Annotated in this window: 17 protein-coding genes; 12 read left to right on the top strand and 5 right to left on the bottom strand. The window is 62.6% G+C overall.

Translation table 11 applies throughout. The features are described 5' to 3' along the window. The first annotated feature begins 2 nt into the window (after positions 1-2). The 7 genes from OHD62_RS24750 (at position 3) to OHD62_RS24780 (ending at position 6,510) form a co-directional block, all read left to right on the top strand. Positions 3-1,157 (top strand): ABC transporter substrate-binding protein, encoded by a 1,155-nt coding sequence (locus OHD62_RS24750; protein WP_263788125.1) that lies wholly within the window; start codon positions 3-5, stop codon positions 1,155-1,157. Positions 1,158-1,206: 49 nt separating this feature from the next. Beyond that, positions 1,207-1,911: an ABC transporter ATP-binding protein gene (locus OHD62_RS24755; protein WP_263788127.1), complete on the top strand. Its 705-nt coding sequence runs from the start codon at positions 1,207-1,209 to the stop codon at positions 1,909-1,911. Positions 1,912-1,918: 7 nt separating this feature from the next. Further along, a complete protein-coding gene (locus OHD62_RS24760; protein ID WP_263788128.1) occupies positions 1,919-2,818 on the top strand; it encodes a branched-chain amino acid ABC transporter permease in 900 nt (299 codons plus the stop codon). 31 nt (positions 2,819-2,849) lie between these two features. After that, positions 2,850-3,926 (top strand): branched-chain amino acid ABC transporter permease, encoded by a 1,077-nt coding sequence (locus OHD62_RS24765; RefSeq protein ID WP_263788130.1) that lies wholly within the window; start codon positions 2,850-2,852, stop codon positions 3,924-3,926. A 33-nt stretch (positions 3,927-3,959) separates the two neighbouring features. Continuing rightward, the gene (locus OHD62_RS24770; protein ID WP_263788132.1) at positions 3,960-5,354 is read left to right on the top strand and encodes a glutamine synthetase family protein; all 1,395 of its coding nucleotides are present in this window, start codon (positions 3,960-3,962) and stop codon (positions 5,352-5,354) included. A 134-nt stretch (positions 5,355-5,488) separates the two neighbouring features. After that, entirely contained in the window at positions 5,489-6,217 is a 729-nt protein-coding gene (locus tag OHD62_RS24775; protein ID WP_263788134.1) for an AzlC family ABC transporter permease, read from the top strand. Beyond that, positions 6,214-6,510 carry an AzlD family protein gene (locus OHD62_RS24780; protein ID WP_263788137.1) on the top strand — a complete coding sequence of 99 codons (297 nt, stop codon included), beginning with the start codon at positions 6,214-6,216 and terminating at the stop codon, positions 6,508-6,510. Before OHD62_RS24775 ends, OHD62_RS24780 begins: the two co-directional genes overlap by 4 nt. Before the next feature lie 158 nt (positions 6,511-6,668). On the opposite strand, the gene OHD62_RS24785 is transcribed toward OHD62_RS24780, so the two are convergent. After that, positions 6,669-8,513 carry an aminopeptidase P family protein gene (locus OHD62_RS24785; RefSeq protein ID WP_263788138.1) on the bottom strand — a complete coding sequence of 615 codons (1,845 nt, stop codon included), beginning with the start codon at positions 8,511-8,513 and terminating at the stop codon, positions 6,669-6,671. Between the two features lie 311 nt (positions 8,514-8,824). Here OHD62_RS24785 and OHD62_RS24790 point away from each other — a divergent pair, with 311 nt between their 5' ends. Then, positions 8,825-8,968 carry a hypothetical protein gene (locus tag OHD62_RS24790; RefSeq protein WP_318528625.1) on the top strand — a complete coding sequence of 48 codons (144 nt, stop codon included), beginning with the start codon at positions 8,825-8,827 and terminating at the stop codon, positions 8,966-8,968. A gap of 34 nt (positions 8,969-9,002) precedes the next feature. Here the strand turns inward: OHD62_RS24790 and OHD62_RS24795 are convergent, their stop codons facing one another. Together OHD62_RS24795 and OHD62_RS24800 are read right to left on the bottom strand one after the other, a co-directional pair. Beyond that, positions 9,003-9,875 carry a 50S ribosomal protein L11 methyltransferase gene (locus OHD62_RS24795; protein WP_263788142.1) on the bottom strand — a complete coding sequence of 291 codons (873 nt, stop codon included), beginning with the start codon at positions 9,873-9,875 and terminating at the stop codon, positions 9,003-9,005. Next, positions 9,875-10,453: an SCO family protein gene (locus tag OHD62_RS24800; protein ID WP_263788145.1), complete on the bottom strand. Its 579-nt coding sequence runs from the start codon at positions 10,451-10,453 to the stop codon at positions 9,875-9,877. Before OHD62_RS24800 ends, OHD62_RS24795 begins: the two co-directional genes overlap by 1 nt. A 196-nt stretch (positions 10,454-10,649) precedes the next feature. Here OHD62_RS24800 and OHD62_RS24805 point away from each other — a divergent pair, with 196 nt between their 5' ends. The 3 genes from OHD62_RS24805 to OHD62_RS24815 all read left to right on the top strand — a co-directional run bounded on the left by OHD62_RS24805 (position 10,650) and on the right by OHD62_RS24815 (position 12,577). After that, a complete protein-coding gene (locus OHD62_RS24805; protein ID WP_263788147.1) occupies positions 10,650-11,168 on the top strand; it encodes a CreA family protein in 519 nt (172 codons plus the stop codon). A gap of 107 nt (positions 11,169-11,275) precedes the next feature. Continuing rightward, the gene (locus tag OHD62_RS24810) at positions 11,276-11,911 is read left to right on the top strand and encodes a DapH/DapD/GlmU-related protein (RefSeq protein WP_263788149.1); all 636 of its coding nucleotides are present in this window, start codon (positions 11,276-11,278) and stop codon (positions 11,909-11,911) included. Positions 11,912-12,154: 243 nt separating this feature from the next. Next, the gene (locus OHD62_RS24815) at positions 12,155-12,577 is read left to right on the top strand and encodes a low affinity iron permease family protein (protein ID WP_263788153.1); all 423 of its coding nucleotides are present in this window, start codon (positions 12,155-12,157) and stop codon (positions 12,575-12,577) included. A gap of 9 nt (positions 12,578-12,586) precedes the next feature. Here OHD62_RS24815 and OHD62_RS24820 read toward each other — a convergent pair whose 3' ends face one another. Continuing rightward, entirely contained in the window at positions 12,587-13,453 is an 867-nt protein-coding gene (locus OHD62_RS24820; RefSeq protein ID WP_263788155.1) for an SDR family NAD(P)-dependent oxidoreductase, read from the bottom strand. A gap of 130 nt (positions 13,454-13,583) precedes the next feature. Between OHD62_RS24820 and OHD62_RS24825 the strand changes: the two genes are divergently transcribed. After that, positions 13,584-13,865: a hypothetical protein gene (locus OHD62_RS24825; RefSeq protein ID WP_263788157.1), complete on the top strand. Its 282-nt coding sequence runs from the start codon at positions 13,584-13,586 to the stop codon at positions 13,863-13,865. Positions 13,866-13,983: 118 nt separating this feature from the next. Here OHD62_RS24825 and OHD62_RS24830 read toward each other — a convergent pair whose 3' ends face one another. Continuing rightward, on the bottom strand, positions 13,984-15,078 hold the full coding sequence (locus tag OHD62_RS24830) for a DUF930 domain-containing protein (RefSeq protein WP_263788158.1): 1,095 nt from the start codon (positions 15,076-15,078) through the stop codon (positions 13,984-13,986). Positions 15,079-15,147 lie beyond the last annotated feature (69 nt).

Raw genomic sequence — 15,147 nt, forward strand, 5'->3', positions numbered from 1 at the left:
CAATGGACAGGATGATCTTGGGGGCCGCGGTTGTCGCGGCGGGGCTTTTGCAGGTGATGCCTGCCGGCGCGGCCGACTTGAAAATCGGGCTCGCGGTGGCAATGACGGGCACCTATGCACCTTACAGCGAGGCCGAAGGCGCCCGCTGCATGGCGGATAAATTGAACAAGGCGGCTGGCGCCGGTGATCCCAAGGTCGAGCTGATGATCGAGGACAACCGTTCCGACCCGCAGCTTTCGGTTTCGCTCGGCCAGAAATTCCTCGATGCCGGCGCCCAGGTCATCACCGGCGTGCCGTTCCCGGATGCGCTGATCCCGACCGCCCAGATCGCCGCACCCTACGGCGCGACGGTGTTTTCGGCACCGAATACCCAGATCGAGATGCAGCTGGCCGGCCTCGACAATTTCATCGCCGGCGCGGTGCCCGATCCAATCAATGCGGCGGCAACCGCCGATGCGCTTTACGGCAAAGGCGCGCGCACCGTGGCGCTCCTGGTCTCGCCGGATGCCGGCTCCTATTCCGAAAAGCTGCCGGAATGGTTCGGCGAGGTTTTCGAACATCTCGGCGGCAAGGTCGTCTCCAAGCTCAACTATTCCTGGGGCACCACCGACTGGTCGCCGCAGATCGCCAGCATCAAGGCACTGCCTGAAAAGCCGGACGCCATCCATGTCTGCGGCGTGCTGCCCGATGTCGGCATCCTCATTCGCCAGCTGCGCGCCAATGGCTATGATGGCTGGGTCGCCGGTTGCGACGCCTTCGACGACAAGTCGCTGGAAGGAACCGTCGGCGATCCGGCGTCGCTGGAGAAGGTGATGTTCGCCACCCATGGCGCGACCGGCGTCGACAGCCCGATTGACCACTTCCTGGCGCAGTGCAAGGCCGACGGCTACAAGATCAACGGCATCTTCGACGCGCTCGGTGCAGACATGGTGCAGATCAGCTATGAGGCGGCGAAGAAGTCCGGCACCGTCGAGCCCGCCGCCTTGCGCGAGGCGATCCGGGCGCCGGGTGGCTATCCCGGCACGACGGCGCCGACCATATCCTTTGCCGAAAAGAAGGGCTATCCGGTCAAGGCCGTGCCGGTGATGGGCTTCTCCGGCGGCAAGCGCGTGCTCATCACCGATGCGCAGCCGACCTTCGTTCCAGCGTTGAACTGATTGGCAAAGCTGTTTCGATGATGCCGCGAGCGACAATCCGGGCCGGTTCGTGCTGAGGGTCGAGAATCTGAGCGTGCGCTACGGCGCGGTTGCCGCCGTGCGCGACCTGTCGCTGTCGGTGGGGCAGGGCGAGCTTGTCGCCCTGCTCGGCCCGAACGGTGCCGGCAAGAGCTCGACCATCAACGCGCTGACCGGCCTTGTCGCGCCGTCGGCCGGCCGTATCGTCCTTGACGGCCAGGACATATCGCGCGTTCGAACCGAGGATCGCATTCGCGCCGGCCTGACGTCGACGCCGGAAGGCCGGCACATCTTCGCCAATCTGACGGTTGGCGAGAACCTGCGGCTGGGCGCGGCGACGCGGCGCGACGCCCGCGGCGTGCGCCAGGACATAGAGCGCTTCCTGGCTTTATTCCCGGTCCTCTCCGAACGATACGCGCAAGCAGCCGGCACGCTTTCGGGAGGCGAGCAGCAGATGCTGGCCATTGCGAGATCGCTGATGTCGCGGCCAAAACTTCTGCTTCTGGACGAACCCTCGCTGGGCCTGGCGCCGAAGATCGTTGTGCGGATCTTCGATTTCATCGGCCAGCTCAAGGCTGAGGGGCTGACGCTGCTGGTGGTCGAGCAAAACGCCAGGCAGGCGCTGCGTTTTGCCGACCGCGTCTATGTCATGAGTTCCGGCGCGCTTCGCTTCGACGGGCTGCCGTCCGGGCTTGCCGACGAACATGGCCTCCTCAATCTCTACATCGGCGGGTAGGCGCGGCATGGACTACGCTCTGCAGCAACTTCTCAACGCACTTGCCTTCGGTGCGGAATATTCGCTGGTGGCGCTTGGCCTGGCGGTGGTGTTTTCGATCATGGGACTGGTGAATTTCGCCCATGGCGAGATCATCGGCGTTTCAGCCTACAGCGTGTTCCTGGCGGCGGCACTGGGGCTGACGTCGCCAATCGTCGCGGTTCTGCTTGCCATTGCGGCAGCGGCGCTGGCGGCGATTGCCTTCGAGCGCGTGGCGTTCCGCCCGGTTCGCTATGCGCCGACGACGACAGGATTGCTGACGGCCTTCGGCGTCAGCATCGTCGTGCAGAACTTGTTCATGCTGCTGATCTCGCCGAAGCCGCAGTCGGTTTCGATCCTCAATGGCCTGAACCAGATGTGGTTCTTCGGGCCTTTTGCGGTGTCGTCGCTTCAGGTGATGGAACTTGTCGTTTCCGGCCTTACCATCCTTGCCTTGGTGCTTTTCCTCAACCGGTCGACGCTCGGTTTGGCGATCCGCGCCGCCTCACGCGATTTCGCCACCGTTCGCCTGATGGGTATCAGGGCAAATCGGGTGATTGCCACCGCCTTCGCCATTTCGGGCGCGCTGGCCGGCATCGCCGCCGTCTTCATCATCGCGCGACGCGGCAGCGTCTCGCCCGATCTCGGCTTCAGCCTGGTGCTGAAGGCATTCGTCGCCTGCGTCATTGGCGGTTTCGGCTCGCTTCCCGGCGCGGCGGTCGGCGGCATGCTGCTCGGCTTCATCGAAGTCGGCCTGCTGGTCGCCTTGCCGCAGGAATATGGGGGCTTCAAGGATGCGCTTACCTACGTGATCATCGTCGCGCTGCTCGTCTATCGACCGGAAGGTCTGCTTGGCCAACGGGTCGAACTCGGCGACAAGGAGATCTGAGGTGACGAGATCCGAGGTAGCGAGATCAGAGATGTCGCAGGCGATCGAAAACACCGCTCCCGTCGCTGTCATACGGCCCGGCGGAGTGCTGGCGCGCTCGCTCGTCGGCGGGCTGTTGACGTCGTTGCCGGTGCTGGTGGTCGGTCTGCTTATCCTGAATTTCGCGCCGACCTACTACACCTTCCTGGCGCTCGGCGCCTTTGTGAACCTGATCGTCGTCGTCGGCCTGCAAGTGTTCATGGGCAACAGCAACATCGCCAATCTCGGCCACAGTGCCTTTGTCGGTCTTGGCGCCTATGGCGTGGCCATCCTGTCGACGCCGCTGGCGATGAAGAAGCTGTCCATTCCAAACGCGCCCTTCGGTTTCGCGACGCTGGAGCTCGATCCCGTTTCGTCGGCGCTGCTTGCGCTGCTGGCGGTCGGCATTCTGGCGCTGGTCAGCGGCAAGGTCATCAGCCGCCTTTCGGGCGTTGCGGCAACCATCGTCAGCCTGGCGCTGCTGATCATCGTCCATTCGGTGTTCCTGAACTGGACCGATCTGTTCAAGGGCAACCAGGCCTTCTTCGGTATCCCGAAGGTGGTTGGCCTGCCATGGATGATGGTGATGTCGGTCGTGGTGATTGTGCTCGCACGCCTGTTCAAGGACAGTCGCTGGGGCCTGCAGCTGAGGGCCAGCGCGCAGAGCCCGCAAGCCGCCGCCGCACTCGGTATCGACGCGCGGCGCCTGCGGCTGATGTCATGGGTGCTGTCGGCGCTGATCTGCGGTCTGGCTGGTGTTCTCTACGCCTATTTCGCCGGTACGATCAGCCCGAAGCTGTTTTACTTCCAGATGATCTTCATGACGCTGGCGATGCTGATCCTTGGCGGCATGGCGACAGTCACCGGCGCGGTGACCGGCGTCATCGCGCTCTCGGTCGGGCTCGAATTCATCCGCAGCATCGAATCCGGCGTGACGATTGCCGGCATCCAGTTGCCGCAACTGCTTGGCCTGTCGGGTGTCGCGCTTGGCGTTGTCATCGTGCTTTGCATGGCCTTCCGGCCAAGCGGCATCAGCGGCCGCTACGAGCTGGACGAGCTGCTTTCGCGATTTTTCAGGCGCACACAATAACGAAACCTGGTGTTTCTTGGTGGAGGTTTGAAAGTGGAATTTGAGGACAGGGTCGCGGCGTATGCGCCCAAGCTTGAGGCCTTGCAAAGCAAGCTGGCAGCCGATGGCGTCGAGTTCATCGAGATCCATACGGTCGACACATCAGGCGCCTTCCGCTCGAAGATCGCGCCGCTCAAACTGTCGAGCTACGGCGAATCGATCAACGCCATCCTCTATTGCGTCACCCACGGCGACGGTCAGCCGATGGGCGATGTCGCCTTCGCTTCGGCAAGCGCCAACGAAGAGAACGGCTTTCCCAACATCAAGGGCATCATAGATCCGGCGACCGTCGTCCGGCATGGCTGGAAGCCGAAATTCGCCTCGGCCATCACCAGCTCTTATATGCTCGACGGCGCGGTCTGCCCGTTCGATCCGCGCGGCGTTCTGGCCAAGGTCGAGGAGCGGGCGAATGCGCTTGGCTATGAAGCGCGCTTCGCGCTCGAATACGAGTTCGGCATTTTTCACGCCGACCACGATTTGATGCGCGCCGGCCGCTATCGCGAGTTGAAGCCCTGGGGCCATTCGCTGATCAATTACGACCTGGTACGCAGCGGCGAGTATCAGGATTTCGCCGCCGAGTTCATCACCCGCATGAAAAGCATCGGCATCGGTGTGGCTTCGCTGGTGACCGAATATGGCTACGGCATGTATGAATACGCGCTGACACCGAAGACGGCACTGCAGGCGGCCGACGACGCCATGCGCGCCAAGCTGCATCTGCGCGAACTCTGTGCCGAGCACGGGCTTGTCGCGACCTTCATGACGCGGTTCCAGCCGCCGGGCAAGGAAAGCGCCTGCGGTGCGCATCATCATGTCAGCCTGTGGCGCGACGGCAAGCCGGCCTTCGCTGCCGGACCAGGCCGGCTGACACCGGTCGCCGAAAAATTCCTCGCCGGCGTACTCAAGAGGATGCAGGAAACGCATCTCTTGTTCCGCCCGACGGTCAATTCCTATCGCCGCTTCGATCGTGGCGCCTGGTCGCCGGAAGACGTCGCCTGGGGTTTCGAGAACCGTACCGCGCCGATCCGCGCCATCACCACGCCCAATGACGGTGCCTGCCGTCTGGAGCATCGCGCGCCTGGAGCCGACATCAATCCCTATTTGTCGATTGCGGCGATCCTGGCGGCGGGCTGCGAGGGCATAGAGAAGGATTTGACGCTCGAGGCACCGGTGACATCGAACCTGGCCAATCTCGACAAGCCGAAATTGCCGCGCACGTTGAGTGCTTCGATCGAGGCCTTCACAACCTCCGATTTCTGCGCCGAGGCCTTCGGCGAAGTGTTTCGCGACAATTACGCCGACAGCCGGCGCGCCGAACAGGCGGCCTTCGACGCCTGGCAGGCCTCGCATATCACCGATTTCGAATGGCAGCGCTATTTCGTCAGCTGAAGCGAGCGAATTTGTCGGCGCCTTGTGCCTGGCGCGGCTGCGTCAATCATTTCGGCTGATCGTTTGGCTCAAGCGAATTGGTGTGACAAGGCAGGCGGGGCTCCCTACATCAGGCCTTCGATCAGGGAGCGGTCATGTCGGTGGAAGCAATTTCCGAAAAAAGCGCGAAGAGCGATTTTTGGGACGGCGTGCGGCTGTCGATGCCGGTGGTGGTCGCCTCGGCGCCGTTTGCGCTGCTGTTCGGCGCGATCGCCGTCGACAATGGCTTTTCGGTGCTTGAAGCCTTCCTGATGAGCGCCCTGGTCTTTGGCGGCGCCAGCCAGATGGTCGGCATCGAACTGTTCGGCCAGCATGTCGCGCCGTGGCTTATCGTGCTGTCGATCTTTGCGGTGAATTTCCGCCATGTGCTCTATTCCGCCGGCATCGGCCGGCGCATCGCGCACTGGCCGTTGTTCCAGCAGGCGATAGGCTATTTCATCCTCACCGATCCGCAGTTCGCCGTGGCCGAGCGCAAGGCGGAAGCCGGCGAAACCGTTGGCTTTGCCTGGTATCTCGGGCTTGGGCTGCCGGTCTATGTGTTCTGGGTGATCGAAAGCGCGCTAGGCGCGGTTTTCGGCAAGCTTATCCCCAATACGCATGCGCTAGGCATCGATTTCCTGCTACCGATCTATTTCCTCGGCCTGGTCCTGGGTTTCCGCAAGAGACCGCTGTGGCTGCCGGTGGTCGTCGCCAGTGCTGCGGCCTCCATCATCGCCTACAAGACGGTCGGCTCGCCTTGGCATGTCTCAATCGGCGCCGTGGCTGGCGTGTTGCTGGCGGTCATCCTGCCGCCGCACCATAGCGGCGTCGAGGCGAAGCCATGAGCACAACGCTGTGGATCATCATCGCCGGTGCGATCGCGACTTATCTCACCCGCATCGGCGGGCATCTGGTGATCTCGCGCTTTGAAAACATCCATCCGCGCGTCGAAGCCGGCCTGAACGCCGTGCCGGCGGCCGTGCTGACTACGCTGGTGGCACCGGCCGCCCTTACCGCCGGACCGGCGGAATGGGCGGCGCTGATCGTCACCGCGCTGGTCTCGCTGCGCGGCGGGCTGATGGCGATGTTTTTGGCGGGCGCCGCGGTGCTGATCCTGGCTCGGCAGTTCGTCGGGTAGGGTGTGTCGATATTCAGATGATACTGGGTTGCAAATGGCGGCTTCCTGCGTTTCCGGTATTCACGGACAAAATGTCCGCTCCGTTTCGGTACTCGGAACTCACCGTTCTCGACTCGGCCTGACCTGAATCTCGACACACCCTCCGTGCCTTGCAAAACTCAGATTTTTGCGTCGTGCGGGAGCGGGGCGGTTGCTTTCTCCAGCCAGGCCAGCGTTTCGCCGTCGAGCATCGGGCCGATCTCGGCGAGCACGCGCGCGTGGTATTGATCGAGCCAATGCAGCTCGTCGCGCGTCAGCAGATCCGATCGCACCAGCCTGACGTCGATGGGCGCCAGCGTCAGCGTCTCGAAGCCGTGCATGGCGATGTCGCCGCCCTCTATCGCCTCGATCGGTGTCACCAGCACGAGGTTCTCGATGCGGATGCCGTAGGCGCCCTCCTTGTAGTAGCCTGGTTCGTTGGAGAGGATCATGCCGGCGAGCAGCTTTTCTGTGCCGGTCCTGGCGATGCGTTGAGGGCCTTCGTGCACGGCCAGGTAGGAGCCGACGCCATGGCCGGTGCCGTGAGCGAAGTCGCAGCCGTGCCGCCATAGCGCCAGCCGCGCCACTGCATCGATTTCTGAGCCGCGCGTGCCCGCCGGGAAACGCAGCATGGAAATGCCGATCATGCCCTTCAGCACCAGGGTGAAGCGCTCGCGCATCTCCTCGGTCGGCGTGCCGATCGGCACGGTGCGGGTGATGTCGGTGGTGCCGTCCTGGTACTGTCCGCCCGAATCAAGCAGGAACAGTTCGCCAGTCTTGAGTTTCCGGTTGGTGGCGCGCGAAACGCGGTAATGCATGATGGCGCCGTTCGGACCGGCGCCCGATATGGTGTCGAAGGACACGTCGCGCAGCGGCATCTGCGTTTCCTCGCCGGTGCTGCGGCGACACTCTTCGAGCTTGGTGACCACGGCGATCTCGTCGAGCTTGCCGGGTTTTTGGCGGTCGAGCCAGCAGAGCAGCTTGGCGACGGCCGCACCATCACGGCGATGCGCGGCGCGCGCGCCGTTGATCTCGGCCTGGTTTTTCGTCGCGCGTGGAATGCGGGCAGGGTCGGATGCTGAAATGACGGTGCCGCCATTGTCCTCGACCAGCATCCTGAGTTTTTCGGCCGCCAGCACCGGGTCCAGCGCGACTTTGGCGCCGCCCTTGGCGAGCGCCGCGACTGCCGCTTCGAACTCGCCGGGTTCATGCAATTCGGCGAGCTGGGTCAGATAGGCCGCGACTGTGCGCGAAAACTTGCGCTGGTCCATGAAAAGCTGATGCGAACCATCGGCGGCGAGCACGGCAAAGCCGAGCGCCAGCGGCGTGTGCGGCACGTCGCCGCCGCGTATGTCGAAGGCCCAGGCGATGGATGAGGGGTCGGTCAGCACGGCATGGGTGGCGCCGTCCTTGCCGATCGCCGATGCCAGCCGCGCCAGCTTGTCCTTGGCAAGTTCGCCGGCAAAGGCGATCGGATGAATCTCGACCGGCGCCAGCGGCGGTTCGGGCTGGTCCGTCCAGATGGCGTCGATCGGATTCTTGTCGAGCGGCACCAACACCGCGCCCGATTTCTCGGCCGAGGCTTTCAGCGCCTTGACATCGCCGATCGTCTGCAGCCACGGATCGAAGCCGAGCTGCGCGCCCTTGCCGAGATTGTCCTTGATCCAGGCGGCGGGCGGATTGTCGACCAGGCTCTCGATCGCAAAGATGTCGAGATCGACCTCCTGGCGCACCTGCAGCGTGTAGCGCCCGTCGACGAACATGAAGGCGCGGTCGCGCAAGACAATGGCAACGCCGGCCGAGCCGCTGAAGCCGGTCAGCCATTTCAGCCGCGCCGAGCGATCGGCGACATACTCGCCCTGATGCTCGTCGGCGCGAGGCACGATGAACCCGTCCAGCGCGTTGGCCGCCAGCCATTGGCGCAGCAGCGCCACACGCGACTTGCCGACGGCCGGGTCGCCGGCGGAATCAAAGGTCTGGAACATGGTGGCCTCTCCTCGGATGCTTGGCGACCGTAGCGCATGGCTCCGAAAACCGGAATCGACTTTTGTTGTGGTGGACCTTCGGTTCGGCAAGGATCGTGCGCAAGATCAAAGTGCTACAGCACCCGCCGCCTGACAATCGGTCAGGGTTGGGCCAGCAGCATCGCCTTTACGCATGGAGGCCATGCAGAATCGGTGATTTCCAAACAGATCAGCAAAGCTTACCTTTCAAACGTGGAGGAGTGTCCTGTTGTCCTGCAAAGGAGACCGTCATGTCCACGATTTCAGCCAGACGCGGATTTTTCAGAAACGCCATGAACGCGCTGATCGAAGCTCGCCAGCGCGAGGCGAACCGATATGTGAGCGGCGTGCTGCTCCGCCTCGATGACGAAACGTTGAAAGCGCACGGTTACGATCGCAAGGAGCTGGAGAAGACGGCAGGTTCGTTCGATATCTGAAAGAATTTGCGGTTGCGTTTGAAGGCGCCGCGCCTCACCGCTTGAGGTGAATCGTCACCCAGCCCTCGCGATGCAGGGTCCTGACATGGCGAAATTGCTGGCCGACATAGGCCGAAATCACCGCGTCGCGTTGCCGGTCGAGGATGCCTGACAGCACGATCGAGCCACCCAGGCTGGTATGCTTGGCCATTTCGGGCGCCAGCCGCATCAGCGGCCGCGCCAGTATGTTGGCGACCATGAGGTCGAAGGGCGCGCGCCTGGCGAAGATCGGATGGTGGAACCCCGGCGCCGTCACCGTTTCGACCAGCGCCTTGACGTGGTTGAGGCGGGCATTTGCGGCGGCTACCTTGACGGCGACCGGGTCGATGTCGGTGGCGAGCACCGGGATATGCGCGAGCCTGGCCACCGCAATGGCCAGCACGGCGCTGCCGGTGCCGAGGTCGAGCGCATTCTTCGGATGCTCGCGCCGCACGACCTGTTCGAGCGTTTCGAGACAGCCGGCGGTGGTGCCGTGATGACCGGTACCGAAGGCCAGCCCCGCCTCGATCTCGATGGCGAGTTCGCCGCTGCGGCGCTTGCCGCGGTCATGCGCGCCATGAACGAAGAAACGCCCGGCGCGCACCGGCTTCAGCCCTTCCAGCGAGCGTGCCACCCAGTCGATATCGGGCAGGGTCTCGCGCTCGATCGGCATCGACAGCGAAAGGCCGGCGAGAATGTCCTTCACCCTGATCTCGACGGCATCGACATCGCCGTCGGCATAGAGCGACACTTCATGGATGTCGCTGTCTTCATCGACCTCCAGCACGGCAATCGGGAGGCCTTCGTCTTCGAATGCCGCGTCGAGCGCGGCAAAGATACGATCGGCCTCGATCTTGCCGGCCGTGAAGTAAAGCCGCGTCTGGGTCATCAGCTTTCGCTAGCCAGCCGCTTGAGCTTGGCGATGGCGGTTTCCGCGCTTTCGCCATAGGCGATGGTGCCGGCAAACTCGCCCCTGGCGTTGAGCAGCAGCACCGAGGCGGTGTGGTCCATCGTGTAGTCGCCGTCGCCGGTGTCGACCTTCTTCCAATAGATGCCGAAGGCCTTGGCCATGGCATGGACCTTGTCCGGATCGCCCGATATGCCGGTGATGCGGTCGGAAAAATTGCTGACATAGGTGTTCATGATCTCGGGCGTATCGCGCTCTGGGTCGACCGAGACGAAATAGGCACGCAAATCCTTGCCGCTGTCGCCCATCGTCTTCAGCCAGCCGGCCAGCTCGAAGAGCATGGTCGGGCAGACCTCGGGGCAGTGGGTGAAGCCGAAGAAGACGACGCTGGGGTGGCCGCGAAGCGCGGCTTCGGTGATCGGCGCCCCCTTCTGGTCGACCAGCGCAAAAGGTGCGCCATAAGGCTCGCCACCATAGTGGCCGCGGTACCAGTCGAAGGTGAGCCAGCCGATGCCTGCCGCCATCAGGACGAGAATGCCGACCAGAATTGAACGCATCATCTGTTATGTCCGTCGTGATTTTCATTGGGCGCGCAGGATCGGCGCCATTTGGCGAATACTCTTAACTGTTTGATACTGCGCACGCAAAGATGTCGCGTTGCCGCAACCGGCAGACCCGTGCGCACGATCCGGCTTGCAAAGCGTTGTCCTTCGCCCCACCTGAGACCGGCAAAACTCGAACCGCAGGAGGCTCCCTTTGCAGAGACTGATTGGGCAAAGACTGGTTGGGCGAAAACTGATCGGCGGCGCATTGGCCGTATGTCTCGTCATCGGCGCTGGCGCGGCTGTCGCGCAGGAGGTCGGCAAGGTCGGTGTCGACTGGCTCGGCAACGACATCATCGTCGAGGCGATCAAGGATCCGAAAGTCCAGGGCGTGACCTGCCACGTCTCCTATTTTGACCGTGGCGTCATCGACCGCCTGCAAAAAGGCAACTGGTTCGAGGACCCGTCCGATTCCTCTATCTCCTGCCGCCAGACCGGGCCGATTACCATCGGCGACATCGACATGAGCGAGGCCGGCGAGGAAGTGTTCAAGCAAGGCATCAGCCTGATCTGGAAGAAGCAGGTGGTGAACCGCATCTACGACAAGGCCAACGAGACCCTGATCTACCTGTCGCATTCACGCCAGGTGCAGGATGGCTCGGCGAAAATGTCGATCACCACCGTGCCGCTCTACGACCAGAACGTGGTGTGGACCAGCAGCAAGCCGAAATAAGCCCCGGCAATAGCTGACGGCCGATTGGTCCCGTTTGCGGGACCAATCGGCGACGCGACAATTGCTCCCGCCTTGCAGGAGCAATTGCGCTGACGTAAAGCCCCGGCATGGATCGTACCGAAAACCTCGTCCTGAAAGATCCCGAGCCGCGCATCCACCCGACCGCGGAACTGAAGGCGTGCAAGCTCGGGCGCTATGCCTCGATCGGCGAGCGCGTCATCCTGCGCGAGGTGACGGTCGGCGATTTCTCCTATTTCGAGCGCCATGCCGAGGCGATCTATACGACAATAGGCAAGTTCTGTTCGATCGCCGCCAACAGCCGTATCAACGCGCTGGAGCATCCGATTGAGCGGCTGACCCAGCACAAGGTCAGCTACCGGCCGAACGAATATTTTCGCTGGCTGGGCGTCGACGCGGCGTTCCGGGAACGGCGTCAGGCCAGATTCGTCAGCATCGGCCACGATGTCTGGATCGGCCATGGCGCGGTGATCATGCCCGGTGTGACCATCGGCAATGGCGCGATTGTCGGCGCCAATGCGGTGGTGACGCGCGACGTACCGGCCTATGCCATCCTCGCCGGTGTGCCGGCCAAGCCGCTGCGTCAGCGCTTTGCCGCGGACATTGCCGCGCGGATCGAGCGTCTCGTCTGGTGGGACTGGCCGGTCGAAAAGCTGGCCAAGGCAATCCCCGACATGCAGGCGCTGCCGATCGAGGCCTTCCTCGACCGCTGGGAACACGCCTGAAGGAACCCCTCCCGCCAAGCGGGGGTGGCGCGGCGAGAGGGGCTGGAGATAAACCGCCGTGAAAGCGGAAGGAGCAGGCACTTTGCCTGCGCAACTACTATCGCGTCAAATTCATAAGGAGTGTTTTCCGGGCGATGCTCTCTTCGCGTGCATTCAATTGTGCCGGCTGAATTTGCTACCGGTGGGAACCTGAAACGGGCGCCGATTGTTTCTCAACGCGCAGCCCTTGAGGGATTTCGATAAATGGAAAAGCTTTTTACTGGGATCGCCAACAAGGTCGCCCACCTTTCCGGCATGCCGCTGACATTTGCCATGTGCTGCCTGATCGTTGTGGTCTGGGCGGTAACTGGGCCGATTTTCGGTTTTTCGGACACCTGGCAGCTCATCATCAACACCGGCACCACGATCATCACTTTCCTGATGGTGTTCCTCATCCAGAACACCCAGAACCGCGATGGCGCGGCGATCCAGGCGAAGCTAGACGAGCTGATCCGGGTCAGCGAAGGTCACAACCACTTCATCGGCATCGAACATTTGACCGAAACCGAGGTCGAGGAGATTCGCGACAAATGCGAACGCGCGGCAAAACGGCATGACCGGGAGATCGCCGAGATGGCCAAGAAGACCGCAGCGCAAAAGCGCGGCTCGAAAAAGCAGGCTGCCTGAGCCTGGAATTCAGCGCTTCATGAATGCCGCGAAAGCGTTGGCGTGATCCGGATGCCAGCGCGAGAGAGCAGGGCGGTTCTCGATGATGTCGCCGATCGCCCAGGCCATACGCTTTTCGTCCATCGGCCGCGTCGCCTCATTGTCCGGACACAGAATGTAGAAGTCGCCGTGCATCAGCGATGCCAGCATGAAGTCGATGACTTGCTCGCCGGTCCAGGCGCCGGCCGGCTTTTGCGTCGCCCCTTCGGTCAGGCCGGTATAGGTAAAACCCGGGATGAGCAGATGCGCCGACAGATGGGCGCCAAGCTCGTTGCGCAGCGCATGCGCCAGGCCTTCGGTGAACGTCTTCACGGCCGATTTGGAGACGTTGTAGGCAAGATTTCCGGGCGGCGTGGTGATGCCTTGCTTGGAGCCGGTGTTGATGATCAGGCCGGGGTTGCCGGCCGCCAGCATGCGCGGTGCGAACGCTTCGACACCATGGACGACGCCCCAATAATTGATGTCCAGCAGCCGCTTCCAGGCACCGCGGTTCTCCCAGGGTTTGCCGGGATTGTTGCCGACGCCGGCATTGTTCATCAGCAACGACACGGCGCCGAAGGCGCCGAATGCCTTTTCTGCCAGCCGGTCGACTTCGTCTGCCTTGGAGACGTCGGTCGGGACTGCAAGCACGGTGTCGTCACCGCCGATGGCGGCGACGGCGCCGGTGGCTTCGTCGAGACGCGCGCCGCCAATATCGGCCAGCACGATCTTCATTCCCAGCGACGCCAGCCGCCTGGCCGCGGCAAGGCCGATGCCGCTGGCCCCGCCGGTGATGACGGCGACATTGCCAGAGGCAAGAGCGGGCAAGGTGGTCTGAATTTCGGCGTCGGTGGTCATGGGTGATCCTCTTTCAAGCTGCGCAGAACTTAGCGCGGCAAGATGCCCATGCAAGCCTGCTTCGACGCGTTTGGGTTGACCGCGTCGGCGGGCGCTGCGCATGCTGCCGGTGAAAGAGGAGATTTGCCGATTGACCGACTGGATCGAGATCCTGAAGCAGCAGACCGCCACCGGCGATCAGATGGGCCGAGAGGTGCCGCAGATGCTGGCCAATCCCGATATCACCGAGGCGCAAGTGAAGACGCTGTTTTCGGCACTCGAAAAACAGGCGGAATTCGTCGAGAAGCTGCGCATGGCGCTGGAGAAATTCGGCCATGATTTCTCTGTGATCAAGGCCGCCGAGCGGCTGGAGGAGCGCTATGCTGATCTTGCGGCCTCGGTGGCGGAGAAGCTGAAGGCGATGCGCGGCTAGAGCAGGATGAATCGAAGTTGAATCGGTCATCCTGCTCTGGGTCTTTGTTTTTTCGCATGATCTTGTCCGAAAAGTCTGCAACTTTTTGCTTCGCCGACCTTCGGTTCGGGATCATGCTCTAGCGAATAGGTAGTCCAAGGCCGGCCCATTCGTCGGGCGGGATCGTAGGTCCGACACGGGAGGTAAAGGACAAGACTCTCGTCGCATCGGTATCGACCTCGCACCGGAAGCTCAGACGATACCATGTTGCAGCTGCATGGAACGCAGCCTGCGGAACATCGAGGACATTGCCCACCTTCAGCGGAACAAGTGGCACCAGGTCAGGAAAATAAGAGGCCTCCTGTAATTGTTGCTGCAACGCGCTGGCGCAAAGTCTGGCAGCTCGCTGGCCGCGTGGCATTCCGGCGATCGAGGTCGTAGCCAGCACATCGCCGGTGGCTTCTTGCGAATAGAGCCTGCGAACACCCGGAAGGCCCGAATAGTTGCGTGCGTTCGTGGAGCTTGGCCTCTTGGCGCCAGCGCTTCCGGACTTCGTGACCTTTGCAGGGCTGGGGTTCGGCGTATTTGCGGGTCTGGGCCGGGGGGCTTCGGCCGACGTAGGAAGCTCGATCTCATCGTCGCTACCGGGAGCAGCCAACGGCATTGGTGCTGTTTGCTTGTCGGCTTGCGTTCCCGCCTCCTGTTTGTCAGTCTCCTGTTTGTCTACGTTCCGGGCTGATGGTGCCTGCTTCTGCTGTGTGGGCTCGGCGATTGCCGAGTTGTCGCCGGTCTTGGCTGAATCCGCCTGCTCCTCGGCCTTTGGCATGACAGGCTGCTTCAAATCGTCATTCTTGGCCGGTGACGGCGCGTTGTCTTGAGGGCTGCCCCCATCCAGGGACTTCCTGGGGCCGGTATCCTTCTCGCCGAACTGAAAAACAGGCTTCAGGATCTCGATTGGCGGCGGCTTGCGCGGCTGCTGTTCCGGCGCAGGCGGCTTTTCAACTTTCTGCTCGGGCGGCTTTTCGACTTTGGGAGCCTTTGGGGGAGCAGGTTTCGGCTTTGGCTGATCGGGCGGAGGTACGAGCGCGACATTTACCGGTTGCTCCTCCTGCGGCTGTTGGGGAGGCGTCGACAGGCCGTAGACCAGGAGAGCTGCGATGAGCGCATGCAGGATCAGCGAGGCGGGCAAGCCCCACAGTAAATTCCGATGCCGCTCTCGTGTCTCGTCCTTCATCTTAACCGATGTGGAGTGAAATAGCGGCGGCATCAAGCATGAGCGTGGGAGTGGCGCGATTTAGCCGCT

Origin of the sequence: Mesorhizobium sp. YC-39, assembly GCF_025753795.1 — a bacterium.
In the GTDB taxonomy this organism is placed as follows: domain Bacteria; phylum Pseudomonadota; class Alphaproteobacteria; order Rhizobiales; family Rhizobiaceae; genus Mesorhizobium.